The organism is Pseudoponticoccus marisrubri (assembly GCF_001482405.1).
Taxonomy (GTDB): domain Bacteria; phylum Pseudomonadota; class Alphaproteobacteria; order Rhodobacterales; family Rhodobacteraceae; genus Pseudoponticoccus; species Pseudoponticoccus marisrubri.
Genome location: NZ_LPXO01000091.1, coordinates 1 through 275, shown reverse-complemented (window position 1 = coordinate 275; position 275 = coordinate 1). Strand labels below are relative to the sequence as shown.

Annotated in this window: 1 protein-coding gene; it reads left to right on the top strand. The window is 58.5% G+C overall.

The genetic code is table 11. The features are described 5' to 3' along the window. Positions 1-275 (top strand): hypothetical protein (locus tag AVJ23_RS22045; RefSeq protein ID WP_157772793.1); only part of this gene is annotated, 275 nt, incomplete at both ends.

The window sequence follows — 275 nt, the reverse complement described above, 5'->3', positions numbered from 1 at the left end:
GTGTGGTCGACGAAGAGTTCACCGTTTCATACCAGCTGGATGAACGGGGCCGGCTGCAGCAAGTGCGCCGCGATGACCAGCTGTTGGCTGAATACACTTTCCAGGAAAACGGACGCACGGCTTCAGAAACAATCTTTTCGCCACGCAGCGGTGAACCGTTTCGTGTGATCGAGTTTGACGAGGCGGGCAGGGTCAGTTCGCTGCGTCGACAGCTTGGCGATGCAGGGGAGGGGCTCTGGGAGTTCTTCTACGGTTCGCGGGATAACCTGGTTCGC